This window comes from Mucilaginibacter sp. UYCu711 (assembly GCF_050433825.1).
Lineage (GTDB): Bacteria > Bacteroidota > Bacteroidia > Sphingobacteriales > Sphingobacteriaceae > Mucilaginibacter.
In genome coordinates this window covers 38123-64591 of the sequence record NZ_JBNPWM010000004.1, presented here as the reverse complement: position 1 = coordinate 64591, position 26469 = coordinate 38123, and the positions used below count along the sequence as shown (strand labels likewise).

Annotated in this window: 20 protein-coding genes; 11 read left to right on the top strand and 9 right to left on the bottom strand. The window is 41.1% G+C overall.

The genetic code is table 11. The features are described from left to right. The 7 genes from ABIB50_RS09680 to ABIB50_RS09650 all read left to right on the top strand — a co-directional run bounded on the left by ABIB50_RS09680 (window position 1) and on the right by ABIB50_RS09650 (window position 5725). On the top strand, window positions 1-972 hold the full coding sequence (locus ABIB50_RS09680) for a hypothetical protein (protein WP_429379361.1): 972 nt from the start codon (window positions 1-3) through the stop codon (window positions 970-972). Further along, window positions 965-1708: a PRTRC system protein B gene (locus ABIB50_RS09675; protein ID WP_429379360.1), complete on the top strand. Its 744-nt coding sequence runs from the start codon at window positions 965-967 to the stop codon at window positions 1706-1708. Before ABIB50_RS09680 ends, ABIB50_RS09675 begins: the two co-directional genes overlap by 8 nt. Beyond that, the gene (locus tag ABIB50_RS09670; RefSeq protein WP_429379359.1) at window positions 1705-2568 is read left to right on the top strand and encodes a PRTRC system ThiF family protein; all 864 of its coding nucleotides are present in this window, start codon (window positions 1705-1707) and stop codon (window positions 2566-2568) included. Before ABIB50_RS09675 ends, ABIB50_RS09670 begins: the two co-directional genes overlap by 4 nt. A gap of 87 nt (window positions 2569-2655) precedes the next feature. Then, a complete protein-coding gene (locus ABIB50_RS09665; protein ID WP_429379357.1) occupies window positions 2656-2781 on the top strand; it encodes a hypothetical protein in 126 nt (41 codons plus the stop codon). A gap of 53 nt (window positions 2782-2834) precedes the next feature. Continuing rightward, the gene (locus ABIB50_RS09660) at window positions 2835-3062 is read left to right on the top strand and encodes a hypothetical protein (protein ID WP_429379355.1); all 228 of its coding nucleotides are present in this window, start codon (window positions 2835-2837) and stop codon (window positions 3060-3062) included. A gap of 66 nt (window positions 3063-3128) precedes the next feature. After that, the gene (locus ABIB50_RS09655) at window positions 3129-3536 is read left to right on the top strand and encodes a macro domain-containing protein (protein WP_429379353.1); all 408 of its coding nucleotides are present in this window, start codon (window positions 3129-3131) and stop codon (window positions 3534-3536) included. 827 nt (window positions 3537-4363) lie between these two features. Then, window positions 4364-5725, top strand: a complete 1362-nt coding sequence (locus ABIB50_RS09650; RefSeq protein WP_429379351.1) for a DNA/RNA non-specific endonuclease — start codon at window positions 4364-4366, stop codon at window positions 5723-5725. A 368-nt stretch (window positions 5726-6093) separates the two neighbouring features. Here the strand turns inward: ABIB50_RS09650 and ABIB50_RS09645 are convergent, their stop codons facing one another. Next, entirely contained in the window at window positions 6094-8280 is a 2187-nt protein-coding gene (locus ABIB50_RS09645) for a TonB-dependent receptor domain-containing protein (protein WP_429379349.1), read from the bottom strand. Window positions 8281-8877: 597 nt separating this feature from the next. On the opposite strand from ABIB50_RS09645, the gene ABIB50_RS09640 reads away from it, so the two are divergent. Further along, a complete protein-coding gene (locus tag ABIB50_RS09640; RefSeq protein WP_429379347.1) occupies window positions 8878-10101 on the top strand; it encodes an erythromycin esterase family protein in 1224 nt (407 codons plus the stop codon). Between the two features lie 203 nt (window positions 10102-10304). Here ABIB50_RS09640 and ABIB50_RS09635 read toward each other — a convergent pair whose 3' ends face one another. The 8 genes from ABIB50_RS09635 to ABIB50_RS09600 all read right to left on the bottom strand — a co-directional run bounded on the left by ABIB50_RS09635 (window position 10305) and on the right by ABIB50_RS09600 (window position 18478). Beyond that, window positions 10305-11324, bottom strand: a complete 1020-nt coding sequence (locus ABIB50_RS09635) for a CobW family GTP-binding protein (protein ID WP_429379345.1) — start codon at window positions 11322-11324, stop codon at window positions 10305-10307. Between the two features lie 54 nt (window positions 11325-11378). Beyond that, entirely contained in the window at window positions 11379-12410 is a 1032-nt protein-coding gene (locus tag ABIB50_RS09630) for a WD40 repeat domain-containing protein (protein WP_429379343.1), read from the bottom strand. Between the two features lie 16 nt (window positions 12411-12426). Further along, complete coding sequence (locus ABIB50_RS09625) at window positions 12427-13776, bottom strand: CobW family GTP-binding protein (RefSeq protein ID WP_429379341.1); 1350 nt, start codon at window positions 13774-13776, stop codon at window positions 12427-12429. A gap of 45 nt (window positions 13777-13821) precedes the next feature. Further along, on the bottom strand, window positions 13822-14214 hold the full coding sequence (locus ABIB50_RS09620) for a MerC domain-containing protein (protein ID WP_429379339.1): 393 nt from the start codon (window positions 14212-14214) through the stop codon (window positions 13822-13824). A gap of 151 nt (window positions 14215-14365) precedes the next feature. Beyond that, on the bottom strand, window positions 14366-15196 hold the full coding sequence (locus ABIB50_RS09615) for a polysaccharide deacetylase family protein (protein ID WP_429379337.1): 831 nt from the start codon (window positions 15194-15196) through the stop codon (window positions 14366-14368). A 56-nt stretch (window positions 15197-15252) separates the two neighbouring features. Beyond that, window positions 15253-16128, bottom strand: coding sequence for a sugar phosphate isomerase/epimerase family protein (locus ABIB50_RS09610; protein ID WP_429379335.1), 876 nt, complete (start codon window positions 16126-16128; stop codon window positions 15253-15255). A 75-nt stretch (window positions 16129-16203) separates the two neighbouring features. Continuing rightward, window positions 16204-17523 (bottom strand): cation diffusion facilitator family transporter, encoded by a 1320-nt coding sequence (locus ABIB50_RS09605; RefSeq protein WP_429379333.1) that lies wholly within the window; start codon window positions 17521-17523, stop codon window positions 16204-16206. Between the two features lie 73 nt (window positions 17524-17596). Further along, window positions 17597-18478, bottom strand: coding sequence for an AraC family transcriptional regulator (locus tag ABIB50_RS09600; protein ID WP_429379331.1), 882 nt, complete (start codon window positions 18476-18478; stop codon window positions 17597-17599). A 252-nt stretch (window positions 18479-18730) separates the two neighbouring features. Here ABIB50_RS09600 and mgtA point away from each other — a divergent pair, with 252 nt between their 5' ends. From mgtA to ABIB50_RS09585, 3 genes are all read left to right on the top strand, one after another. Next, the gene (gene mgtA / locus ABIB50_RS09595; RefSeq protein WP_429379329.1) at window positions 18731-21421 is read left to right on the top strand and encodes a magnesium-translocating P-type ATPase; all 2691 of its coding nucleotides are present in this window, start codon (window positions 18731-18733) and stop codon (window positions 21419-21421) included. Between the two features lie 599 nt (window positions 21422-22020). Beyond that, complete coding sequence (locus ABIB50_RS09590) at window positions 22021-24537, top strand: beta-L-arabinofuranosidase domain-containing protein (RefSeq protein ID WP_429379327.1); 2517 nt, start codon at window positions 22021-22023, stop codon at window positions 24535-24537. Window positions 24538-25218: 681 nt separating this feature from the next. Next, complete coding sequence (locus ABIB50_RS09585; protein ID WP_429379325.1) at window positions 25219-25749, top strand: histidine phosphatase family protein; 531 nt, start codon at window positions 25219-25221, stop codon at window positions 25747-25749. Window positions 25750-26469 lie beyond the last annotated feature (720 nt).

The window sequence follows — 26469 nt, the reverse complement described above, 5'->3', positions numbered from 1 at the left end:
ATGTTCAGCCCGTTTTGGGCAGTGACCAAACGGAACTACAGGCAGGTCGAAGGGGAGTTTTTCCGCTCCCTGACCCACCTGTGCAGCCGCTATGAAATAGCCGAGCCGAACGTACAGTCCTATTCCTACCCGCAGAACGTGGCAATAGCGTATAGGGAAGTCGAAGCAGCGGTAAAATTGAAAGATAAGCATGCCAATTGTATCATCAGCTGGGACGAACAGCATAGCGCAACCTTAGCCGTTTTGAAAAGCTATGATACAGGCCGTTGCCTGTACTATATCCCGGTGAGGCCGTTATGGCAATTGTTGAAGGCCGCACCGGAGCAGCCTTTAACAGAACTCTTATTATCCGTTTTTGCCTATCTGTACCAAGTGGCTAAAATTCCTTTCTATGGCGAGGTGGGCAGCTATATGAGTTACCAGTATGAAACCCTCCAAAACTGGATTGACGAAACCGACGACGACAGCGAAATGGAACGGGAATACCGGGAGGAGCAACAGACAGAACTCGAAACATTGCACCTTGCTGGTAATAGGCTTATTACTATCATAAGGGACAAAGCCTGTCTTGACAAACTGGAAAGCAACCTACATACATACCGGCACTCCGTTGATGCGACCGAGGCTATCACAGCTTTTGCAGGGGAAATAGTAGCCCTGTATCAGGAATACCCGTCGAGCAGCCTATTTGACAATATCCATGATGACCTGATAGAACCTGAAGAAACCGAGCGCATCCGGGCAGAACAATATATCAGCTTCTACTGGAGCAGTAAAGACTGCTTTTACGATATGCTATTCGATATGGTTAATAATGAATTTCAGGAATGCGGAATAACCGACGAACCGATGTCCATCCAATTCTTTGACACCCCGCAAACGGATTTTGTGAACGACCTGAATTTTGAGAACAGGCTCTTTAATTTAATTGATAACCTCTGTGAACTTTTAGACCCTTACGACCATGACTAACATCAGCAACCAATTTAGCGACCAATATGTACCCTATAAGGCGCTGCTCATTTATAACTGTGAGAAAGAAACACTTAGTCATAGCCCATCCTCCGACACCTGCCAAATCTATGTCGAAAGCTACGACATCGGCAGGCAGGGCAACCCGATCAATGCCCATCCCTTATCCATTAAGGAAAGCATCGCTTTAGCAGAATTGCTGCAAAGCAGCAGCGAACTGCAAAACGGCTTTCTAAGGTCAAAAGGATTACTACCGAATAACGTCTTGCACCTCAATCCCCATAACGAGGGGTATGCGGTATGGTACACCCCACCACAGCAGCGTAACTTATTCTTTGTAGCTGGCCTCGGTATTCCCTGCGGAAAAGGTTTCGTTCCTGCCATGCTCTGGAAAGCCACAAGGGAGCGTTTGCAGGTGTTTGCGCTGAAAGGTAAAGGCAGGCCGACCGCCAAAACCAAACTATACCATGCCCCCTTCTTCAATATTTATGAAGATGGAGCGGTTTGTATGGGTACGGTGGACATCCATATTGACCGCAACACCCGCTTAGAGAATTTTATGGAGCGGTGGGAGCAATATTTCTTTAACAGTTATTTCAGCCATAGCCTCGCAGGCGGTGGCCTCACCAATCAAAACATCGTTCAGTTATGGCAACAGCAAGTAGGCAGTACTAACCAATTTCCAGAAGCAGCCCTGAAGAACCATCGTTTCACCTTTAATAACCTCATTCTATGAAAATTGTAAAAACACCCAAGACCGCTGTTCATATCGTCGAAAAAGAATGGCTCAATCCTTATAATCCCATCGTGGTCAACCTTATTGGCGCAGGCGGGACAGGCAGTCAGGTACTCACCGCTTTAGGCCGGATGAACCATGCCCTCACGAGCCTGAACCATCCCGGTCTGATGGTGCGCCTTTTCGACGACGATAAAGTGGAACGGGCCAACCTCGGCAGGCAGTTATTTGCTACCTCCGAACTGAAACAGTATAAGGCGGTTGCCGTCATTAATCGCATTAACCTTTTTTTCGGCACGAACTGGAAAGCCGTTCCCGAACGCTATGATAAAAAATCCATGAAACAGCAGCCTGAACTGGTACAGGCCGGACTGACCATCGGCTGCGTGGACACGGTGTCCGCAAGGCTCGAAATAGCGGACATCTTAAAACAAGCGAACAAACAAGCGGGCTATAACCGAAGCAAACCGCTTTACTATATGGATTTCGGCAACAGCAGATTTACGGGGCAGGTGGTATTATCTACCATTGGCCAAATCAAACAGCCGGAGATGAAAAAGTATCAGACCGTTGCGGCACTCCCAATGGTGACCGACGAATTTAAGGATTTGCTGGTGGCCTCAGAACAGGAGGACAGTACGCCAAGCTGTTCTTTGGCCGAAGCCCTGACGAAGCAGGATTTATTCATCAATTCTACATTAGCGAACCTCGGCGCATCCCTGTTATGGCAATTGTTCCGGGATGGCATCCTGACCAACCGGGGTTTCTTTCTGAACCTGAAAGACTTCCGCACACAGCCCCTAAAAGTAACTGCGGCGGTAGGTATTGGCCAAACCGAAGAAAACACGCAAATCCACTGACGAGAGCCTAGCAGTGTACCAACATGAACAAAGTGAATAACTTCATTTATAACGAACGAAATAAACAACTTAAAAATAATGACTAAAATGAATGCAACCGACTTGGATAACCAAAAGATAGCGGTGACCAACCTCGGTTTAGCCCTGCTGCAAGCAGAAGATCACCGCCATTACCAAGTAACGTCACCCAATGAAAGTGATTTCCAACAGTAGGCGAACTGGGAGGATAGGTATCAAAAATTATTAACCCTTAATAACCAACAACCATGAAAACCACATTTTATTTTATCAGCACCTGCTTTATCGCCACAGGTTTTTATATGGCGGCCATCAACAGCAAGAACGCTGTTCCCGGCATCCTTGTCGCCTTTGGGCTTTGGGCTTTATTCTTTTGGGGTTGCGACAGACGGCGTGAAAAGGAAGCCAAAAAACGGGAAAGGGAACGCCTGTTAGCTGAATATTTCCGCAGGCTTTATGATGACCGCAGGCAGTAAAGATTAAACGCTAAAATATTCACCCTGATAACCTTCACAACAGGCAATCTTTTCGATAACAAGGCGATGGCTTTGGTCAATACCGTGAATACGGTCGGCGTGATGGGTAAAGGTATTGCCCTGCAATTTAAAGCGGCGTTTCCGCATAATTTCGGAGTGTATAAAAAAGCTTGCCGGGATGGTGAACTTACCATCGGTCAGTTGCTGACCGTTTGGGACAGCAACCTGCTGTACGGGGAACGCCTCATTATCAATTTCCCGACCAAAACACATTGGCGGTTGCCTTCCGAATATGCCTATGTGGAAAGCGGACTGGCTGCGCTGAGGGCATTGATCGAAGTGCGGCGTCTGACCAGTTTAGCCATGCCTGCCCCCGGTTGTGGGAACGGCGGGCTGCAATGGGTAGTTGTCAAAGACATGATTGAACGGCAGCTTGCCGCACTGGATTGCTCACTAACTATTTATGAACCTTAATTGATATACAATCGTCGGTCAAGGGATGTGTAATTTATTTGGTAGTGAAATTCATTTTTTTAGCATTTCTATTTTGGATTGGGTTCCCTTTTTCATCCCTGATGGTTAATAAGGCTGCTGCTCTGAAAGTTGGCGAATGTATATTCTTTGGGATAAAGTTCAAGCAGCACCTTTTCCGGTCAAGGCCTGCCACTAAATTAGTTCGCCGTTGTTTCCCTCCCTCTGCAATTATAACGTAATACCGCCCTTTAAGATCGGCTTTGTTGAGCCGACTATCCATGCTCTTTGGAATTTATTAACACGGGAATCAAGTTTAACGGTTAAGTACGAGCACCGAAAAGAATCCTGGCGGTATAATCGTGAGGGGCGATAGCTGCATTTTTAGTATTAACAGGAAGTTGAAGGTATCTTCGGCCACAACACTAACGCAACAGGATAAAGCCTTTTTTGGTACCAGGTGTTCGTCAGGTCAGATTTTGTCTAATATACTATTGCTAACTATACTAGCGAGCATAAACTAATAAGGCTGATTTTTTTATCAATTGCATTGCCCCTGGGCGTTTGAGCCGACCCTTGAAAGTGAACTAGATTTGGTCTGAAAGCGTCCTGGCAAACGATGCGGCTTGGTGCATCTGGAACGGGCCATAGTTGCTATAACTTAGTTGGAAAGGTAAGTTTTTTTCCTTTCGCCGTTTGTAGTCGTTTAAATTGTTTAGGCGCTGATCCATTTAAGTCTGGGCCTGGTAACAATTTCACAAGAATTAGATAACAAGGGCATAACAACCAACTACTTGGCTTGTGCGTTTAAATAGCTAAAAACCATGCTTATGAAATTCAAACATTTATTTACACCATTGCTGGCAGCATCGTTGCTATTTTCCTGCCAGAAGTCCGTTGTTGCACCAGTTGTACCGGCATCAGCCATCAGTACCGGTAACTTCTCACAGTCGCTGGCCATCACGCAAACCTTTAATGAGGGTTTCGAGTCTGGCTCGAAAACGGCTTATGCCGACGGCAATGTTACCTTCGGCAGCGGTTCCTGGGACCTGAATGACGCCCTGGTTGGCAACAGCACTTCGGACCGGAAAACTGGTACCCAGTCTATTCGTGTGCGCAATACAGGAACGGTAGGTATGAACTTTGATATCTCGGGCGGCGCTTCAACCGTTACTTTGAGCTTTGCAGTTTACGGAACGGACGGCTCTTCTACTTTCCAATTATTTGTTTCTACCGACAGTGGCGGCACTTACACACAAGCCGGCGCGACCGTTACCGCTTCCAGTACAACTTTTAGTACCGCTACGTTTACGGTTAACCAGCCCGGTTCTCTGCGTTTCCAGTTGCGCAAGACGACCGGCGGCACCAATCGGATCAACATCGACGACTTCGTGGTTAACAGTTATGACAACGGCACCGGCGGCGGTGGCGGCTCTACCGCGGATAACACCAACCTTTTGTTGGGCAACCCGAGCGGCGCGACCAACAGCACTTCCAACCCCAACAATTATTTATATGACCAGACTTATTATACCGAAAGCTATAACCGCGATAAGGGCGAACCGAACTGGGTAAGCTGGTACGTGGGTACCAGTACGCTGGGCACTGCCAGCCGGGCAAATGACTTCCGACCGGATACCAATCTGCCAACCGGCTGGTACGAGGTAGGCGCGAGCAGCTATTCGGGTTCGGGCTTTGACCGTGGCCATAACTGCCCGAGCGCGGACCGCACCTCTACCCTGACCGCCAACCAGGCGACATTTTTAATGGACAACATGATCCCGCAGGCGCCGAACAACAACGAGCATACCTGGGCCAATCTGGAAAGTTACGGACGTTCCCTGGTTACTGCTGGCAACGAGATCTATGTGGTCATGGGGAGCTACGGCTCGGGCGGCACCGGCTCAAGCGGCACGGCGACAACCGTGGACAACGGGCATGTAGTCGTACCTTCCAATGTCTGGAAAGTGATCGTGGTGATCCCTAACGGAAATAACGACCTGAGCCGCATCACTTCCGCCACCAGGGTTATCGCGGTTAACACGCCGAACATCAATTCCATCAGTTCGGACTGGACGCAATATATCACTACAGTAAAGGATATCGAGAATGCGACCGGCTATACCCTGTTCTCCAATCTTCCCGCCTCTGTCCGGGTGGCATTGGAGACGAAGCGCGACGCGGGAAACTAAATTTAAACCAGTACCTGTAAAAAGAAACGCCGGGCAGACAGTCTGGCGTTTCCTTGTTAGCCTTGTTTTCTTGACGGTCGCCTTGACCGCAGCTTTCCTGCTGGTCTTGTACCGTATGTCTATGGCACCAAAAACAAAGCGATTTAATTATTGGGACCGGGATTATTTGTAGCTACTTTTCAATATTTAAGAACTTTAAAATTATCCAGCGATGGGGTAACCGAGGCAACCGCCGCAATTAATAACATTTTGAATTTTAAAGTTTCCATTTGTTTGTTATTAAACCAGTACAAATTTAATACCCCCCCCCCCCAACCGTCCGTTATAGTGTTCTGCTTAAATTTGCATGATTTCGATAAGCAACATTACTATAATTTAAACTTAATCCCCCCGTTCACAACAAATCCATCCAAAGGTGCATATATATCTTTAAACACAGGATCGGTGATACTTCCTGTATAGATCGGGCCAAACTTCGTTTGTCGCGTATCCGTCAGGTTCTCAAAATTGACGAATAAGGAAAATCGCTCCCAAATCTTTTCGGCCATTAGGCCCGCCGTCCAATAACCGCTACCGGTAGTGCCGTCATTTAAGGTTTGCGAACTGAAATAATAACCTTCCAAACCGATTTTGAATTTATTTTCCACTTCATACACGAAGACATTGTTCAGCCTGTTTCGGGATACAAGCGGGTAAGTAGAGATGGAATTACCCGTATGTTGCATGACAGCCGCCAATATATAGCCTGTGAACAGCTTAAAGTTGTCATACGTGATTTTTACGTTGGTTTCCATTCCCCTTGTGTTTAGGTCACCTTGTGGTTGCAGGTATTGCAAATTACTATTAGCCAACGTTGTCAGCAGGATCGGATTATTGATACGGGTATAAAAGAACAACTGATTAATGCTACAGCTTACTTTATCATCGAACAACCCAACTTTATAGGATATATCAAAGTTGGCACCATAGGAACGTTCCGCTTTGGTGTTTGCAGCAGCTATGGGCAGCACATTACGAAACTCAATACGCTCGGCATCTTCGGTAAATACAGTAGGCGCTTTATAACCGAGACCACCACCTAAGCGGGTGGTAAAATGGGAATTGATCTTGTATAAGCCGGATATTCTTGGCAGTACAAAAAAGCCATATTCATTATGATAGTCGCCCCGCAGTCCGGATTCCAGCGTAAATTTATCAGTGGCGTTCCAGGTGTTTTGAATAAAAGCACCCATAGTATTGTAGTTGTAGCTGCGTAAGGGAAAACTGCTATTCTTGTCCTCGTTAAAGTTTTCAGTCAGATAATTTAAACCTGCTACCCAATCTGTTTTTTCACCACTATACGCAAAATTGGCTTCGCTGTAGGAGGATACTTGCACACCGGAAAAACGGTAGTTCTGCAGGCTGATACTCCGGTTAAAATAGCTTACATTGTTCTTTATGGTCAACTTTTCTTTAGCGTTGAACTTATGGTCAAGTTCTAGTTGAGAACTATACCGGCCCGTTTTGTTTTCCTCAAAATAAGAATGCTTGGAATTGCCATTCCCGTCCAAGTATTTCATATCTCCACCGATCCGGTTTTCTATAGTTGAATTGATACCCGCAATTAAAGTCGCCCGGTCATTGAAGTAAAAGAACAATTTGGGGTTAAGTGTATATCGATTGAATCTCGGGATGGCCGAAAGGCCACTACCGGAAGGATCATATGCTGTACCATGATTATAGGCAGCATAAATGATCGTTCCAATTTTGGCAAACTTTTGGGAATAGAAGCCGCTGGCATCCAATCCCAAAGCAGCTGTACCGTTTAACAGGAAATCTAATCGCCGTTCGTTAGCCGGCGTTTTAGATACCAGGTTGACCAGCCCTGCGATGGCCCCACCGCCAAATAAAGTGGACGAAGAGCCTTTGATCACTTCGACCTGTTTTAAATCCAGTGGTGCAATCTGCAATAAACCTAATCCGCCTGAAAAGCCGGAATAAAGCGGGAAACCATCACGGATGATTTGCGTGTATTTGCCATCCAATCCTTGTATGCGGATACTGGAATTACCGCTTGTTGCCGACGTTTGCTGTGTTTGAATACCGGTACTTTCCGCCAGCATCATGCGAATATCGCCCGGTTTCATGCTTCCTTTTTCATCCAGTTCATCGCCCGAGATCACCTCCACACGGCTAGGGATATTGGCAATAGTACGACTGCTTCTTGTCGCGCCGATCACCACTTCGCCCAGTTCTTCACCATCGCCTTTGCCTGCCGGTTGTAATAAGATCAACATAGGTTCAAATTGAGCTAATGGAAAGTTTAAAGTATCGGTCTGTGTTCGATAGCCTACATATCGAAACTGGATAATTTGCAGACCATCGGAAATATTGGTAAGCATGACCAAACCGGCGGTGTCGGAAGAAGCACCTTTTGTGGTGCCTGATAATAAGGCCGTTGCCCCAATTAGGGTTTCTTTTGTTTTGATATCTTTTATGACTGCTTTAAACGTATTTTGCGCACAGGCGAAAGCCGTGCATAGCAGTGCTGCTACAAGCACAGTTAATTTTTTCATGAATGAATTAGAATTAAGTTAATAAAGATTAAAGCCATTTATGGCTAGACACATCCTATTAACTAATTTGTGGCGGTTGCCACACGGATAGCATGACATCTTTAACTGCTGGTTGCTTATGTTGGGCATAGGACAAAACAGGCGTTTCGGGTACTATATTAAAATTATGAGAATACGATATGGTGGTGACAAAACCAGCACATAAGCCACATGAAAAAAAGGGGGAACAACCCTGGCATGGTTTTTCTTTTAATGGCTGGTTGCCGGTGAGTTCTTTCTTTATGGATGAACTGTTTATACAGTCGTTATCTATACAGCAAGGTCTAACGGAAAAAAACATTACAAATACGGAGAATATAAGGCAAAGCGTTTTCACCTGGCAAATATAGCAGAGAATTTTTAACAGTTTCTATTAACAATTGTAATTGACACAATAAACAGCATCTTATTAAGGCAAACAGAGAGAACCGAAATAGTACTTGAATAGTTAATTTAGACAACAAACTGGCGTCAATTATTACCTGTCTAGCTGCTAAGTCTATCTATTGAATAACTTTAAAAGCAATGTTAAGTTTAAATTTTTTGATAAGCTAAAAAATGAAAATAAAAAAAATATTATTTAGCTTTTTGCTAATTATGCCTTTTTTAACAAATGCGCAGTTAGCTGTTAATCATGTTAAGCCGATAGATTCTTTGTCTACGGGCAATAGCACACAATGGCTTGAAAATAAATTTGATTATGCATTAAAAAGTATAAAAATAGTCGGTTTAGGCGAAGTATGTCATGGCGGTCACGAACCCTTTGAGATTAAAGCTGCAATGATGAAATATCTTGTAACAAAACAAGGATACCGTCAACTATTGTTCGAAATGGCTGACGTTGCTTTAAGAGCTATTAATGACTATCTTAATAATGATAGCTTACCAAAAAGTACACAAACTATAGACAGTTTATTTGTTAAGAATGACAAAATATCTGGATCAAGCAGGCTATTCGATGCTGATGAGATCAAGTCACTTTTTCTTTGGATTAAGGAGTATAATTTAAATTATAGAAAAGATAAGGTAACGCTACGCGGAATCGATATTTCCGGTATGAGCTATAGTTATTTCAGAATTAAATATTTTGATAATGCTTATCGGCAACAGTTGTTGCAAAAATGGGGATCGTCTATGTTAACAGCATTACAAGTTGAACAAATTGTCAATGAGTGGCGAGCGGCCAGCCTTGACAGCCTTAAAAAAGTCTATACCCAAACTCAAATGCAGACCTTGCAAATCGACTTGCGGGACTTTCATAACTTGGTTTTATACCAGTCAGGCGGAGGAGAAAAAAGTAGTGACTTGATGACATTGAGAGATAGTATTATGGCTTTGAACGTGGAAGAACTGACTAACGGTAAATCAATAATTTGGGCTCATAACACCCATGTATCTAATAGTGGATTTCACGAAGGTTATTTTAATGCCAAAACGCTGGGTAATTTCCTTAAAGAAAAATATGAAAATTCTTACTATATCATCTTGACTGATTTTTCTGATGTTGCAGAAGTTACTGTCAGACAACACGACAAAAGCATAAGTAGTGAACATTTCAATTCAAATAAAAAATCCTTAGCTAATATTCTGTATAAAAAATTTAATATCCAACAAGGTCTTGTATTTGCAAAGGATATTGGAGGGTTAAATACCGTTTTCGGTTATAATAGCATAGGTGCCGGGGGCGCAACTAACTTTATCCCCTGTACCTCAAATGATTTTGACGCACTAATTTTTATTAAGGGAATAAGCCCCTCTCATTGTGAATTTTTAAGTAAATAAGCTTAAGCTTTATTTATTAGGGCTAAGAGTTGTCAATATCAAAGCTTATTTAACTTATTCTAAGCGTTCAGTTTATCTTAACGCGTCAATACCTCCTATGGATATCTTTGAAATTAACAGTTATTATAGACTTTACAGTTGAGTTTTAATGACCACTAAATTCATTTAGTTATACTTATAAATGTCTTTCATGATTTCTCGTATTAAGATATCAAATAACCTTTAAACAATTTCTCGAAAGGTTCAATTACTAAATTTTTCCCTATAATAATTATTTTATTTTCACGCTCTTCACCGGTCTCCCACCGACTGCCGGAACTTATGGCGACGCTTTTTACTACGCTTTGAATGATGAATTTTTCCTCTGCATCTTTGACATTAATAATTCCTTTAATGCGGTATACATCTTTAGACTGAAATACCAGAAAAACATAAAGCCGGTGCTCGAGTTCTCTGATGTTGAGGTATCCTTTGAACTTGATAAAAAGGGTAACTATATTGCTATGATGGTGTTTATAGTTCACACCCGGTGTTATTGCCGATTGCTTATTGAGTAATATTGAAGGACTAAGACTTAACGCACCGAACTTACTATTGATAATTTTAGGATTCTTTGCAAAGTTCGACGAGCGTTCATGATTCAATAACGTATCAATTTGCAGATCAGATCTGTTTGAAACTATTATCGTTGCAAAAGGGTTTATCTTGCCTAAAGTATCTTTTAAATTATTCAAGTCACTATCAGAAATATTTTCCGTTTTGTTTAGTAATATAATGTCACTAAAAGATATTTGCCTGATCGTTTCATCTGTTTCTCGTAGCTGGTCTTCGATTAATTGTACATCTACAACACAAATTACACGCTGTAAAACAAATGCCGCCCTTATTTGCGGGTTAACTAAAAAAGGTTGTGCAATACCAGCGGGATCTGCTATACCAGTCGCTTCAATTATCAATTCGTCCCATTCGGCTTTCCGGTCCCACAGGGCGTTAAGGATGTCGAATAAACCATCACTTAACGAGCAACACAAACAACCATCGTTCAGTTCTATAATATCTTCTTGGTTTTTAAGAATCAGTTCTGCATCTATGCTTTCCTGCCCAATCTCATTTTCGATTATCGCATAGCGTGTCTCCGGTCGTTCTCTTATGATCTGATTTAAGACCGTTGTTTTACCGGCTCCTAAAAACCCTGTTATTATACTTACTGGCTTCGCTATCATAGCCTATCTAGCAATTTGGTTAACTGATCGGAATTTGATCAAAAATTTAATACGTTATATTTTTAGGCCATATAAAAAACCCTGTGCAGTTGCTGCCAATAATTGCCCTTTTTCGCCTGACCACAAAATTTGTACTACTTCGCTATCTAACTGCACGGCTGTTAAATACTCGTCGGCGATAACCGGGTCGAACCATCCAAGCAAACCTCTTTTGTCCCCCGCCGCTAAAATTTTACCTATTGGTTGAAAAGCCAACGCTGTAATTCTATTTTCAGATAACGTCAGCGTGGTAGGTTTTTGGCCCAAAGGTGCTTTGCCGGCGAATGGCCAAACCACCATTTCATTACCGCAGTTACTTGCGATCATTTTAGCCTCATGTTCCCAGCTTAAAGTCTTAACCTTTCCTTTATATCCCGACATTTCAAAATCTTTACCATTTTTAAACGGTAACGGCCAAAAGTGTATTCTTGAATCCTGCGTTCCAGCGCATAAAAATTTAAAGTCCGGGCTCCAGGATAAGGAGATCATTGAATTTTGCCATTTAAGCGTTTGCAGCGGAACTTGATAGCGTACATCAAAGAAACGCACTGCACTATAACATGCTGAAGCAAACTGCTTACTATCACCGCGCCAACAAGTAGCTGATACCGTACTCTCGTGGTCAGTAAATTGATAAATTAGTTCCCCCCGCTCATTCATTAACAGTAAATCAGGGCCGGCAACTCCGATCAGAAATTTTCCGTCAGGACTATATTCTACCTTTTCAACCCATTCCGCGTCTGTTTCTACAATCATTAAGGGTGTTTCCGAATTTCTCTCAAAGATTTTAAGCATCCCGTCCTGACCTCCTGTCGCGATCAAATTTTGCCCGTTCGTTGATAAGGACTGAATTGGTGCATGGTGCGCGTTAAATTTGCTCAAAATGTTTCCAGACGAGGATTCAACCAGGTACAGAGAACCGGCAGCGGTACCCGCTGCAACAATTCCACCGGCCAACATTCCTATACCGGTAACAAATTCATCTAAAGGAATCTTAAATATAATCAGGCTGCTATCTGTTTCGTCAACTCCTGTGGTATCACCCATATTCATACTTTTAAGTTCAGGCAACACATAATTCAAATCCACTAAGAATTTCTTCCCGGTTTAAATTTTTACCGATGAAGATGATTTGGTTACGACGTTTTTCATCTGTTTTCCATTTGCGGTCTGCCTTACCGTCAAAAAGCATATGAACACCCTGAAAAACAAAACGCTCATCATTTCCGGCAATATTCATTATTCCCTTCATGCGGTAAATGTCCGTTCCCTTATGATCTAATAAAAATGAAATCCAGTCATTTACTTTCTGTATAGACAGCGGGCGGTCATCCTGTATACCAACAGAAATCACTGATTCGTCATGCTCGTGACTATGGCTATGCTCATGGGATATTTCCGGCTCTAAATTTCTTTTATCATCAAGCAGTTGCATATTAAATTCATCCGGCCCGTGTTGCGTAAATAAGCCGTAATAACCGCTTTCTTCGATTTCCAAATAATAATATTGTTTCTCTTCGCGCAAATCAACCTGGTTTTTAACATCCAGCCTGATGTTAGGGATTTGAAGCGTCGCATAATTGACTTCCTCTCTTTCCGAAAATTGGTAGATCGCTTTTTTGGCTGTTTTAATTTGTTCTTTTTCGGAAAGATCTGCTAATCGCAACACAATGAGGTCCATGCGCGGATCGGGTCCCTGGTCAAATACAAAAGTGTATAGCCTTTTATTTAACTTATAATAGCCACTCCATTCATAGGGATATTCTTCATCCAAAAAAGCAGGATTCATTTCCACCTTTGCATCGAGATCAAAAGCATTGATATTTAGAATGTGATGGAGATCAATAGCAGCATCTTTAGTTTGGTAGACTTTCGCCTGGCCATTCATCGAACGGATTCTTGCTGTTAATTTCTTTAACTCATCAGCTGAAACGAGATCGGTTTTATTAAGAAGTAACACATCAGCAAAGGCGATCTGCTCTTTGCATTCGTCGCTATCATTGATGTGGTGCCAAACGTGTTTAGCATCTACGATGGTCACTATGGCATCTAACGCATATTCTTCCTGCATTTCTTCATCCACCCAAAAGGTTTGGGCGACAGGTGATGGATTAGCCATGCCCGTAGTTTCAATTATGATATAGTCTAATTTGTCTTTACGCCTGGTAAGCTGACTCAAAATCCGGATGAGGTCGCCCCTTACCGTACAACAGATGCACCCGTTATTCATTTCAAAGATTTCTTCGTCAGCACCTATAACCAATTCATTATCCACGCCAACTTCTCCAAATTCATTTTCAATGACTGCGATCTTTTTTCCATGATTTTCAGTAAGGATTCGGTTAAGCAACGTTGTTTTACCTGACCCTAAAAAGCCCGTAAGAACAGTTACTGGTATTTTTGATTGTTCCATGTTTATATTTTTAAAAATTTGCTATTCATCAGACCGTATCCTTATTTAATACTTTACTGTTTTGCAATCGCAGCTACACAAGCATTTGTGATTTACAAAATGAGCGGATGCTATGATTAAACCACCCAATGGAACCATAAGGATCTCGAAATATTCTTGTTTGGCAATATGACCTGATATGATAAAGGCGAATCCTGTTAACATAATAACTAAAGGAAGTATTTTTCGATGCCGGGAAATAAAGCATCTTCCAATAGATGATAAGGCAATAAAAAAGGATAAAGCTATCATTGACCACTCTACCCATGGCTCTTTTAGAAACCCTAAACCAATCAACGGAAGACCAGATAGCAACAGCGGAACTATCGCGCAGTGTATAGCACAAAGGGTAGATGTAACCATACCAATATTGTCCAGCCTTGCTTCTTTTTTAAACATTAGTCCGTTATGAAATATTATTCAAATATAATTATTTAAAGCAACTTAGTTGCTTTAAATAATTATATACCTTTTTCTACATTCAGGTAGCGTTGAATAATTTTAAATTATCTATACTTTCGAACAAGTATGAATGCTGTTATAATGCTTATTAGAAACTTTGCTTTATATTGCGATTTAGCGTCTTAAAGCTCCAATATCCACTGCTGATAATTCTTCTTATTGTCATTAACGGATCATTCGGGTCTCTTTTTTCCGATAGTTGAAATGCCCCTTTGTAACCTCTTTTCTTTAATTCTGGAAAACCCTTTTCATTCCATAAGCCAAATGGATAAGCAAAGTAGTTAACCTTTTTTCCAGTAATCTCTTCCAGTTTTTTCGTGGGTCTTTCCAATTGAATTTCCCAATCTTTTCCCAAAAACTTCTTAAAATTATGATGGTCCCAGGTATGGCTGCCAATAGTATATCCTTCATTTACCAATTGCTTAATTTGGGCAGTATTCATATAATGCGGCCTGCCAATAGCAACTGTCATGATGAAGTATACGCCTTTAAAGCCGTGCTTGTTAAGTTCCGTCCGTCCAATAGTAAACCCATCAAGGTCACCATCATCAAAAGTTATCACGATAGGATTAGATGGCAATTTCATGCCTGTAAGTAGATAATTATACAGCTGGTCAGGAGAAATGGTGTGGTAACCGCTATCTGCCAGCATTTGAATTTGTTGTTTGAACACAGCTATTGGAACAATATAATCTTTGGCGGACTTAGAATCTGTTGCCTTCCAATCCCTTATTTGATGGTAGGCTAAAACCGGCACCTGCTTACGTGCCATCATAACAGGATGATTATCAATTAACCGCATCCTCTCGTCATATCTGTGGGTTACCTCGTATTTATTAAGTTTTATGTGAGCTATCAGATCTTTTGACCAAGAGAGCAGACTAAAAGTTATCAAAAGGCCTATAATTTTAAATTTCATATTTAGCAGGTAGTTTATTAACCTCATTGTGTAGGGCGTGAATATTGTCAGCAATATTAAACTTTTAATACATTCTTGATATAAGCTGCGCTTTTTGTTAAGCTAACAAAGGGATCTATGTTGGTATAATTCTCTTGTTCAAGTATAAAGTGTTTCACTCCGGCTGCTTTAGCCCTTGGTATAATGGATTTGAAATCGATGCTGCCGTTACCTGCTTCCGTATTTAAGTTAGGATTAACTTTATCCATATCCTTAATATGAACTAAGCGAAACCTTCCGGGGTTGTTATTAAAAATTTCGATTGGGTCTTGTCCGGCCCGAACAACCCAATAAATGTCCATTTCCATAAACAAGAGTTTCGGATCAGTTTCTGTTAACAGTGTTTCATAAAAAGTTGTTCCGTCACTTTTCGCCCATTCAAAATTGTGGTTATGATAGGCTAATTTCAAGCCTTCTTTTTTAAGTAACTCTCCAGCCGTATTCATTTTACCAGCCACTCTTTTAAAATCGTCTTTTGTCCTTATAAATTCTTCGCGCAGTGAAGGAACAATAATATACTGTTGACCAAGTGCATGTGCAACTTTTATATAAGCCGACAATTCATCTGTATTGCCATTAGAAAAGTACTCATTGATTCCGTAATGGCCGCTCGGAGTATACAACCCATTAGCATCCAGCAAATCGCGGAATTCTTTCACAGATAGCCCCCAATAGCCTGTTTTAGGATTAAAACCGAATGTTTCCACTTCTTTATAACCAGCCCTAGCTACACGGCTTATGGTTGCTTTGACGTCGTGAGGCAGTTGTTCCCGCAGTGAGTAGAGTTGCAATCCGGCAATATTCGATGTGGCGGCTGCAAGAAAGTCTGGCAAAATTACCGATGCGCTGGTTGCTAATACTACATTTTTTAAAAAGCTTCTTCTGTTATTCATAATTAGTGTGTAGAGTGAGTATTTTTAGTATTTGATTAAAATTTCGATTTCATTTTCTTTCCATTAAGAAGAACATTATCCAGTTAATTTTACATAATCAATCAGCTTTCCACCTGATCCTTTGATTAATTGTATTGCCCAACTTGTGATCACCAATGCGCCAATGATTCCGCTGATATCGTCGAGCCAGTACCATTTGTAATACCAGCCTATACTCAAGGCGATAATAGCGGTTAAACTGGTCAAACCATCCGCCAACACGTGAATGTAAGCTGCACGAATATTGTCATCGTGATGTTCATCGCCGGAATGTAACATCTTTGCACTGATCGCATTTACGACAAGGCCGATAACTGCAACAATGATGGCTTCACTGAACTTTACGGGTATTGGATGTATTAACCTTTGAATCGATTCAATTGCCATGATGATGGCGATTATCTGAAGAACAATAGCACTTGTAAAGCCAGACAGCGACAAGACTTTTTCCTTTTGAAATTTATACTTTCCCGACGTTGAATATTTTCGCGTGAACAGATAAGCAAGCCAGGTAAGCCCGATGGCGAAAACGTGTGTTGACATATGCCAACCTTCGGCAGTAAGGGCCATAGAGTTTGTATAATAACCAACTACAATCTCTAATAACATGGTGGCAACCGTGAGATACACAACCCATTTACTGGTGTTTTCATAGTCCATCGTATGCTCGTGCGGATCGACAACCTCTTTCATCGATGTTTGGTGTGCCACAGTCCCGTTCCCAGCTAAAAGATCCTGCAAGTCGTCCTTGTCTTCCGCAATCCACTCCGTACTGGCTTCCAAGGGATTGCGTTTAGAAACTGCTATAATAGGTTTGGCCGGATACCCGATATAGAAGAACCCTAATAATTTGTCTTTGGGTTGTAAGCCAAAATATGGTTTTGCTTCTTCGAAATAAGTGATGCCTGCCGTAGTCCAATAAGATCCTAAACCGTAAGCAGTAACGGATAAAAACATATTTTGAACAGCGCAGGCCATCGCTTCAATTTCTTCTATTTCAGGTAGTTTACCAGTTGCTTCCCGGCACATGCCTATAGAAATAATATGTGAGGACATTAGTGGATATTCTCTCATTTTACGGTGTCGGTCTTCGTTGAAAGTATCGCCCGAATATTGATTGTACAAACTGGCTTGCAGGTCGCCAAAGTACTTTAACCCCTCGCTCGTAAATACCTTGAAGCGCCAGGGTTCAGTTTGTTTATGATTAGGGGCGCGTATTGCATTCTCCAGGATTTGCCGGATGATTTCATCTGGTATACGTTTTCCTTTTTCATATTGGTAAGGATAAATGCTCCTACGATGTTTGATAATTTTGTTAAGCTGGTCAACATCGAAAGTTGGCTGTACATTCTCCATCACGCTAATGCTTTATTTGAATGATAAAGCTAAAACGAAATATAACATCAAAACAGGTAAAAATCTGTTTTTTTTAGGTATTTTTCAAAGATTCACCCCGATCTGCGTGTCTAAATTGACTGGCCGTCATCTGGGAATGTTTCTTGAAAGTTTTATTTAGATGGCTCTCATCTGTAAATCCAAGCTCATAAGCGATTTCCGAGATATTCAGGTCGCTGTAGAGTAATCTTGTTTTTACAAGGTTCAGTTTGTACTGAAGAATATATTCTTTTAACGGTATGCTGGCCATTTTTTTAAAATAAACACTTACATAATCAGGTGATTTATTAAAACAGGATGCGATAGCTTCCATGGTCAATAACTCCTTATCATAAATATGTTGATGAATATAGGCGGTAATATCTTGCATAATATTTCCTGGCTTTTGGTTGGGATAATCTACGGTGGAAATTTTATGGATGTGGGCCCCGATCACCTGGAGTAATAAAAAGACAATATTCTCCTCGATAAGATTCCCGGTATAGTCGGAGTTGTCTTTTTCTTCCAATAGCTTATTTACAAGTAAATCAACGAAATTAGTATCACTGTCAGATAGTAATATATCTCCTTTTTCACGATTATAGCTGTGAAATACGTACTCGGATTTTTTATATAGATCGCTTAATTTTTCATTTTGACCGCTTTTTTTATAGGCTCGGGTTAAAAAAAGTCTACTAAAATCGATGATGCAAAAAACCGAGCTATCCTGAGTTTCCATGCCATGCTCATCGCTTGGGGTAAGCAAAAAAAGGCTACCTTTTTTATAACCATATCTATTACCATTAATCAAATGGAGGCCGCGCCCTGCCAACACGTAAATTAATTCAAAACATTGATGTTTGTGTGGCTTAAGGATTCTCGAATTATACGTTTTTAAGATAACATCAAAATCCTTAAGCATTGCGTTTGCTTTCATGTCGTAAAACTACCGATAAAGATTGGATTTGTACCTGTTCCGCTGTTATGGCTTAATGTATTTTCGCAATTGTAAAAACGTATTGCTAACAAATTCGGGGTTTCATCATTCTTGCTGTTTGAAGTTCTGGCAACCTGGATGATAAAATCTTTATTAAAACCAAGGCCTTCAATTTGAAATAACTGTAGACTATCCCTTACGCGATACACGTAATTTAATTGTTTGGAATTTATTCCAAAAGAACATAGAATAATGATTAAAAAAAGCCAACTTTTAAATCGCGGTAATCAAAAGGGGGGATTCGACTCCGCTTCTGAAACTAAACTAAAGAATATATCCAATACCGATAAAGATTTTTTCCTACCCATGCTGGACACCTATGAACAGGGTTTATCCGCAAATGAAGTACGGGAACGCTTGAATAAATTCGGACTAAATGAAGTTGCCCATGAAAAAGCACCGCTATGGTTTGTGCAATTTTTCGAGGCTTTCCTAAATCCATTTATTGCTGTCTTATTGTTACTGGCTATTATTTCTTTAATTACAGATGTAGTTATCCAGGGGCCTGATGACAGAGATTACAAAACCGTAATTGTAATTATTATTATGGTAATGCTCAGCGCGATGTTACGATTTTTCCAAGAGTATAGAAGCAATCGTGCTGCTGATCGGTTGAAGTCTATGGTTACAACCACCGCAACAGTACTCAGGAAAGATTCGGGGAGGAAAGAAATCGATATAGAGAAATTGGTGCCGGGAGACATTATTCACCTTTCTGCCGGTGATATGATACCCGCGGACATCCGTTTAATGCAATCTAAAGATTTGTTCGTTAGCCAGGCCATGCTAACCGGCGAAGCTTTACCTGTCGAGAAAAATGAGTTTGCTATACCATTGGCAGAACAACGGCAAACTTTAGAATTGGAGAACATTTGTTTTATGGGTACTAATGTAGTTAGCGGTACCGCCATGGCGGTTGTGGTAAATACTGGTAGTCATACCTATTTCGGTTCACTATCCAAGTCATTGGTAGGCAAGCGGGCCGAAACCAGTTTTGACAAGGGCGTAAATAGTGTAAGCTGGCTGCTAATCCGGTTTATGATGGTAATGGTTCCTCTTGTTTTTTTAATAAACGGATTAACCAAACACGATTGGGTACAGGCCTTACTGTTTGGCATATCGGTGGCCGTGGGTTTAACGCCCGAAATGCTGCCCATGATCGTCACTGCTAACCTTGCTAAAGGTGCTGTGAACATGTCTAAAAGAAAGGTGGTGGTTAAAAGACTAAATGCCATACAGAATATCGGTGCGATGGATATACTTTGCACTGATAAAACAGGCACATTAACAATGGATAAGATTGTGCTTGAAAGGCACTTAAATGTTTTTGGAATAGAGGATGATGAAGTTTTAAAGTGGGCGTATTTAAATAGTTATTATCAAACCGGCTTAAAAAACCTGTTAGATGTTGCCGTTCTTGAGCATATTGAGATACATGACTACCTGAAAGTTAACGACTATTTTAAAAAGGTAGACGAGATTCCATTTGATTTTCAACGGCGGCGTATGTCGGTTATACTGGAACAATTGAACCACAAACATTTACTGATCTGCAAAGGTGCGGTAGAGGAATTACTGGATTTGTGTACCCATGCGTTTGACCCAGGCGAAGACAGGCAACTGCATATCGAAACCGATACGGTTATTCCTATGGATGAAAAAATGCGAGAAACTATCCTCAAGACATCCAAAAAACTAAATGAAGAAGGTTTACGAGTGTTGCTGGTAGCTATTAAAGAATATGATGAGCGTCCGCTGAATTATAGCAAGGCAGATGAAAGTAAAATGATCCTGACAGGTTTTATCGGGTTCCTTGATCCGGCAAAACCATCCGCCCGTCCGTCCATTGAGGCTCTACAAAAATTGGGAATTACAATTAAGGTGCTGACAGGAGATAATGAAGTGGTAACTAAAAAAATATGTAGGGACGTAGGTATTCCTGTAAATCATGTTTTGCTTGGTAACGACCTGGAGTTGATGAGCGATGAGGAATTAATTATCCAAATAGACGACATCAGCATACTCGCTAAATTAAGCCCCATTCAAAAGTCAAGGGTGGTTAAAGTATTACAATTAAAAGGGCATACCGTTGGCTTTATGGGCGACGGCATCAACGATGCTGCTGCATTGCGGGATGCTGATGTGGGTATTTCGGTTGATACCGCGGTAGACATTGCCAAAGAAAGTGCAGATATAATCTTGCTGGAAAAAGACTTGATGGTGTTGCGCAAGGGGGTGATTTATGGCCGCAGAACATTTGGAAACATCATTAAATATATCAAAATGACCGCCAGTAGTAATTTTGGTAATATGTTCAGTATGTTGGGCGCAAGTGCATTCCTACCATTCCTACCGATGCTTCCGATACAATTATTAGTACAAAACCTGCTGTACGACATTTCGCAAATCTCCATCCCCTGGGATACGATGGATGCAGATTATTTGGAAAAGCCACGTAAATGGGATGCGAGTGACATTAGCACGTTCATGATTTATATTGGCCCTATTAGCTCCATTTTTGATTATGCTACGTCTGCGTTAATGTGGTTTTTCTTTAAAGCGAATTCACCGGGTCACCAAAGCTTGTTTCAGTCAGGTTGGTTTATTGAAGGACTTTTGTCACAAACACTCATCGTTCATATGATCCGTACCCGGAAAATTCCTTTTATTCAAAGCTGGGCTACAGCACCCGTAATTGCCTTAACATCCGTCATTATGGTCATTGGCATCATGCTGCCATTTTCCCCTTTAGGCCCCGCATTAAAAATGCAACACTTGCCATTTATTTATTTTCCATGGCTGATAGGCATTTTGTTTACCTACTGTTTGCTCACACAAGTTATTAAAAATTGGTTTGTTAATAAATTTCACCAATGGCTTTAAAGAAAATAAAATCAAGAAGAATCTGGTGGCTGCTTGCTGTTGTAATTCTTATATTATTAAATATTCTTGTCGATCATTTTTTCGTGCATAAAAAGTAAATCCTATAATGAGTAAACATCGTAGCAATCATCAGTTGTCGTTTAACTGTTTACTAAATTTCTTGCGCAAAATATATTGCGGGTCGGCGAAATATGGCTAAAAATAAGCTTTTGGATGTGTAGCTGAGTGCTTTGTCGTCTTATTAACTTCCAGATAGTCGATCATATTAATTTAATTTCTAAAAAACCCTCCCGGTTTTCACCAAAAGATTATTAAATAATAGGAAAATAGGAAATATCCTTCCGGGCGGGCAATGTTCATATAAGGGAATTGCGCTCTTAGGTTATGTTTAGTCATTCATCATTTAAAATAGGATTTAGCTGTAGGTAGCGTAGAAAAAGGAACTTACTTTACCTAATTCGCTATTAATATTATTATTTGGGTGATTTCTGCCGATCTCTTAATCCGCTACATATATTTATGGCATCTTATATCGACCTCAAGTCATTAAAGTTAGTTGATCCGTTTTTATATATTTGACATTTACAGATCAGATTTTCATGAAACTTTATTGGCTACTTTCAATTTCCTGCTTTTTATTACTGAGCGCAGCATTTGCACAAAAGAACAAATCGCCGTATACGTTTAACCGTGCGTCTCTTAAACAAGATGTGTATGCACAGTTGCCGTTGGGCAGCATAAAGGCAAAGGGATGGTTGTTAAAACAACTGGAACTGCAAAAAGATGGTTTCACCGGCCATGCCGAAGAACTGTATCCCGAAAAGGATAACCTTGGTGTTAATTCAGACTGGCTGGGTGGTACCGGCAATAGTTGGGAAAAAGTGCCTTATTACGTAAAGGGATTGGTGGCGTTAGCCTATACTTTGGATGATGCCGAACTGAAAGCTAAAGCAAAGAAGTGGATAGATTATACGCTCGACCATCAGCAAGAAAATGGGTTTTTTGGTCCGCCTAAACTGAAGGACTGGTGGCCGCGCATGCCTTTTATGTATGCCCTGCAAAGCTATTATGAAGCTACTAATGATAAGCGGGTGATTCCGTTCTTATCCAAATATTTTAAATATGAGCTTGACAACCTGGATAGGGATCCGCTTAAAGAATGGGGTAAATCTCGAGCTGGCGATAATATGGAAATAGCCCTGTGGGTTTATAACAAAACCGGCGACGTCTATCTGCTGGATTTGGTAAAAAAGCTAAAAGAACAAGCTTACCCGTGGGCCGATATCTTTAATCAAAATCAGTTTCAATTCTACGGGCCTGATTATCAGCCTAAACACATGGTGAACGTTTCGCAAGCGTTAAAGTTCCCTGCTGTATATTCACAGGTTGATCAGTCGCCTTATTATACTGATGCGATGCAGAACGGCATCAAACATATTTTGGATGATAACGGGCAGCCTACAGGCATTGGGTCGGGTACAGAATTTATGTCGGGCCATAACACAGTTGAGGGTGTGGAAACCTGTGCTGTGGTAGAGTGGATGCAAAGTTTGGAGACCGGTGCCAGGATTATTCATAATAATGCCTCAATCGGCGATCAGTTAGAGAAACTTGCTTTTAACACGCTGCCCGCTCAATTCAGTAATGATCTTAAAAACCATACGTATTACACCCTGCCTAACCAAGTGCAAAACCTGCCGGGCAGACATGGCTTTAACCAGGATTATGGCAACGGAATAGTGCCAAGCCCGTTCTCGGGTTTTCCTTGCTGCAGATATAATATGCACATGGGCTGGCCTTATTTTGTAAAGAACAGCTGGGTTGCAACGCCGGATGGCGGCCTTGCTGTTAACGCTTATGCGCCTATGGAAGTGAATGCCATAGTAGCACAAAACATACCCGTAAAAATTGAGGAGGTGACTAACTATCCGTTCGACGAACAGATCAATCTGAATTTTTCTTTAACCAAAGTGGCCTCCTTTGGATTAAAACTGCGCATCCCGGCATGGTGCGCTAAGCCCGAAGTGAGGTTAAACGGAAAGCTGCTACCGGGCGTTGTAGCCGGACAAATCCTGTCTGTAAAACGCGCTTGGAAAACTGGTGATAAAATCACCTTGAATTTCCCAATGCAGGTTGCAGTAATGCCGCAGGTAAGCAATGCGGTAAGTGTTGAACGCGGCCCGCTGGTGTATGCGATAAAAGTTAAGGAGTTGGTAAAGAACGTGAGGGAATATCCCGTAAAAGGTTTTTATGAGACCGAGATCACCCCGGCCTCAGCCTGGAATTATGGTTTAGTATTAGATGCGAATACCCTCGCCAAAAACATCACGGTAGTTAAGAGCACCATGCCTGATAATCCTTTTGTACAGGAGCAGGTACCGGTGCAATTAAAGGTAAGCGCCAAACAAATACCAGCCTGGACGATTGATAATAACCATACCGCCGCGTTCGATGTGCCATTTAGCCCAGTAGCTTCCGCCGAACCAACTGAGCAGATTACACTGGTGCCTTACGGGTCTGAAAGCTTGCGTGTAAGCATCATCCCCTTAATTGGTAAGCCTGCTTATAATACAACAGCCTACAAACAAAACTTCGATAACAATACCGCCACTGGCCTAATTAATTATGGGAACGGCTGGTTCTATAAAGATAATGCTATCCATACCGGCGCTAACGATAACGGCCTATCGGGCACTAACGGGCCAAAAATCATTGCGACAGGCACCCAATTTTCCAACTTCGTTTACACTGCCGATGTAGCAGTAAGTACCGCAGGTGATGCCGGTTTAATCTTCCGCGTTGCTAAACCAGCCATCGGAGCTGATGCTTATGAAGGCTACTATGCAGGCCTAAATGCCCAAACAGGAGTAATCACTCTGGGTAAATCAAGCAATAATAAATGGATAATAATTGCAACAGCTAAGTATCCGCTAAAAATAAAAGATACGTATAAGGTAAAGGTAAAAGCCGTAGGTAACCAATTTGAAGTATTTTTAAACGGTGCCGATAAGCCGCTGATAACCGCTACCGATGACGAATACAAAACGGGTAATATTGGTTTACGGGTTTATAACGCAATTGCTACGATGGATAATTTGGAAGTGAATGCGTTGTAGACGTGTGACTAATCATCCGTTTACTTAATAAACAGCTGGGCAACTAACGAGTTCTTAACCAGATTACACCAAACTTAACTATAAGAATGTAAACTATGTTGTAAAGTACTATGTCCACGGGACGCAGTTAAAATAACAGTCTTAGAATGGGAACAAATTACAGAAAAGCTGAAACTCATATATCGCATTTCTCTCATAGGATAAAGCGAATTTCCGGCAAATCGAAAAAACGTTTTGATAAAAAAGGTTCTTGACTTATGAACGGCTAAAATATTTACTTTTACCGTCGACCCACTCGATAAAACGTCTAGACGCACCGCGTATAAGTGAGAAATGAAATAAACTGATTCAATGTCCACACCCGCCGCAATTATGGTGACCTATATTGCTTTAGCGTCGGGTTGTTCCTTGAAGCTAAGGGGGCAATTTTAATATAGAAAACAAAAAAAGCAGGGCAATTTGAACCTGAAACGTAAATTTTGATCCTTGATTTTAAAAAATTGCTATTTAACCTAAGCTACAATCGTTAGGAGTGTGGGCGGGCCGTAAAAATTAATTCTATAATGGTCAATAAATATGTAATTTTTCATATAATAGACACGTTATTTACCGACGTAATAAATATTGACAAAGAAAGTATGGGTATCTGAAATCTCCAAAATCATATTAATTAGCAACACTATGAATAAATTTTGTTTTATAATTCTTTTTTTTATGCTTTCGGCTGGTGTCCTGCAAGCACAAAAGCTTATTTTTATTCGACATGGCGAAAAACCGCTTGTGGGAACTAACCTCAACTGTGCTGGACTTAACCGATCTTTAAAATTACCAACAGTTTTGTATAAAAAATTCGGTAAACCTGATTTCCTTTTTGTTCCGGGGCTCGGCTTGGGAGATACAACAAAACATTCTAGAATGTTCCAAACCATTGTACCGACCGCTATACGATATAATTTAATCGTTAATACTAGTCATCATGAGAAAGATTTTCCGGGCATTGCAGCAGACCTGAAAAGCCGAAAGGGGACAATAATTATTACGTGGGAACATAAGGCAATTCCGTGCATTCTAAAAGCACTGGGTATCGCAGATACGTTAACCTGGCCGGACGATGATTTCGACAGTGTTTGGATAGTTACTTTTCAAGGCGGAATACCTAAGCTAACGATTGATCATGAAGATATTCATCCTTCCGATAATTGCTCTATTTAATTTTTGTTGCGACATACATCGGATGATGGTGGCTTATGCATTCGTCCGAACATCCGAAACTAATAAAACGACTTATTTTTTTGCGAATCTTTGGTTTGGGTTAGAAGCATTGATAAATCCAGCTACTCAATTTGAATGACCTATTAGGTTTTTAAACATTTTAATTGATTGAGTAAACTGATTCGAAAACATGGATGTTAAGTTTGTGCTAGGAGCCATGATGTAATGTACGGTTGGGTTTTGAAAAAGCAGAACACAAGGTCGCTTTTTATGCGAAGCCAGGGAGCACCGACAAATATGGAACGTGCGACTTAGTGAAGAATTACCTTCTGCCCATGATGATGATCTCATCATGGTAATACACCTTATAAAGTTTAAATATATTGCAGTTTGCCTGTCAGATAAGGTTGTTAATGATATTATTCTGCCTGAAGGCGCGTAATTTATTAAAATTCGTTTTGGCACCTCGTTACAACAAAGTTGCGTTTTAAAACCAAATATATGTATATCTATAGCAAACTATCAAATGCATTAAGGGTGCTCTAGTTTTTCATGCGCTCTGGTCATATTATATATAATGATGATAATTGCAAAAGCAAGGATAAAACCGCCTATAACATACATCATAGCTTTAAGTTCCGGGTAGCTTTCCTTTTTCTTTTTTCGCTCAACCGCTCTTCTGACAATCCTGTTCCTGACGGACCTGTCTAGCGGGTGAAA

Bases quoted from the DNA above. Each gene is read 5' to 3' on its own strand.
- ABIB50_RS09655 (WP_429379353.1), top strand. From the start codon at position 3,129: ATGGCTTTGGTCAATACCGTGAATACGGTCGGCGTGATGGGTAAAGGT.
- ABIB50_RS09645 (WP_429379349.1), bottom strand. From the start codon at position 8,280: ATGAAAAAATTAACTGTGCTTGTAGCAGCACTGCTATGCACGGCTTTC.
- ABIB50_RS09660 (WP_429379355.1), top strand. From the start codon at position 2,835: ATGAAAACCACATTTTATTTTATCAGCACCTGCTTTATCGCCACAGGT.
- ABIB50_RS09590 (WP_429379327.1), top strand. From the start codon at position 22,021: ATGAAACTTTATTGGCTACTTTCAATTTCCTGCTTTTTATTACTGAGC.
- ABIB50_RS09585 (WP_429379325.1), top strand. From the start codon at position 25,219: ATGAATAAATTTTGTTTTATAATTCTTTTTTTTATGCTTTCGGCTGGT.
- ABIB50_RS09625 (WP_429379341.1), bottom strand. From the start codon at position 13,776: ATGGAACAATCAAAAATACCAGTAACTGTTCTTACGGGCTTTTTAGGG.
- ABIB50_RS09605 (WP_429379333.1), bottom strand. From the start codon at position 17,523: ATGGAGAATGTACAGCCAACTTTCGATGTTGACCAGCTTAACAAAATT.
- ABIB50_RS09670 (WP_429379359.1), top strand. From the start codon at position 1,705: ATGAAAATTGTAAAAACACCCAAGACCGCTGTTCATATCGTCGAAAAA.
- ABIB50_RS09680 (WP_429379361.1), top strand. From the start codon at position 1: ATGTTCAGCCCGTTTTGGGCAGTGACCAAACGGAACTACAGGCAGGTC.
- ABIB50_RS09620 (WP_429379339.1), bottom strand. From the start codon at position 14,214: ATGTTTAAAAAAGAAGCAAGGCTGGACAATATTGGTATGGTTACATCT.
- ABIB50_RS09615 (WP_429379337.1), bottom strand. From the start codon at position 15,196: ATGAAATTTAAAATTATAGGCCTTTTGATAACTTTTAGTCTGCTCTCT.
- ABIB50_RS09600 (WP_429379331.1), bottom strand. From the start codon at position 18,478: ATGAAAGCAAACGCAATGCTTAAGGATTTTGATGTTATCTTAAAAACG.
- ABIB50_RS09635 (WP_429379345.1), bottom strand. From the start codon at position 11,324: ATGATAGCGAAGCCAGTAAGTATAATAACAGGGTTTTTAGGAGCCGGT.
- ABIB50_RS09640 (WP_429379347.1), top strand. From the start codon at position 8,878: ATGAAAATAAAAAAAATATTATTTAGCTTTTTGCTAATTATGCCTTTT.
- ABIB50_RS09610 (WP_429379335.1), bottom strand. From the start codon at position 16,128: ATGAATAACAGAAGAAGCTTTTTAAAAAATGTAGTATTAGCAACCAGC.
- ABIB50_RS09650 (WP_429379351.1), top strand. From the start codon at position 4,364: ATGAAATTCAAACATTTATTTACACCATTGCTGGCAGCATCGTTGCTA.
- ABIB50_RS09675 (WP_429379360.1), top strand. From the start codon at position 965: ATGACTAACATCAGCAACCAATTTAGCGACCAATATGTACCCTATAAG.
- ABIB50_RS09630 (WP_429379343.1), bottom strand. From the start codon at position 12,410: ATGGGTGATACCACAGGAGTTGACGAAACAGATAGCAGCCTGATTATA.
- ABIB50_RS09665 (WP_429379357.1), top strand. From the start codon at position 2,656: ATGAATGCAACCGACTTGGATAACCAAAAGATAGCGGTGACCAACCTC.
- mgtA (WP_429379329.1), top strand. From the start codon at position 18,731: ATGATTAAAAAAAGCCAACTTTTAAATCGCGGTAATCAAAAGGGGGGA.